This is a genomic window from Nocardioides sp. CPCC 206348 (genome assembly GCF_048654705.1).
In the GTDB taxonomy this organism is placed as follows: Bacteria; Actinomycetota; Actinomycetes; order Propionibacteriales; family Nocardioidaceae; genus Nocardioides.
The window spans coordinates 1,206-1,668 of record NZ_JBMCZA010000191.1 but is presented as its reverse complement, the minus strand read 5'-3'; the positions used below and the strand labels follow the sequence as shown (position 1 = coordinate 1,668).

The 463-nt window shown below is 72.4% G+C and carries 1 protein-coding gene; it reads right to left on the bottom strand.

Annotated features, from left to right (window positions below):
* Nucleotides 1-403, bottom strand: a 403-nt coding sequence (locus ACOADB_RS16385) for a hypothetical protein (protein WP_378600695.1), incomplete at its 3' end; no start/stop codon positions are given.
* Nucleotides 404-463 lie beyond the last annotated feature (60 nt).

Here is a 463-nt window from a genome sequence, read left to right as displayed (position 1 = left end):
ACGCCACCTCCGTCCGGAGGTCGTCAAGGACCGCCTGTACGACCTCGGGGGCGAGCTCGGAGGTGACCGCCAGGGGAACGCTGGTCAGGGTCACGACGGTGGCTCCCGGCCCGGCAATGGCTTCGACCGCCACCTGCCCGTCGGTCGCCCGCAGGACCGGGAGGCCGTCCCTGCCTCCCGGGTGGAGCATCCAGCCCTGTTCGCCCAGGTGGACGAAGAGCCGCTGCAGGAGCTCGGTGCCCGCCTCCTGCCCGATCCCGGTGACGGCCTTCTTCAGGACCAGGCACCGTTGCCCCTCCGCCTGCTGCCAACGAATGCTCGGAGGCGCAGGGTCAGCGTGTTCGGCGACGACCGGGCGGATCCCGCGCCAGGTCTCCTGAAGGGCGGCCGCGGCCCGACGCACCTCATCGACCGATGCAGGAGGGCCAGCCGCGTCCGGCCCTGTCGAGGCGTCAGGAAGGAC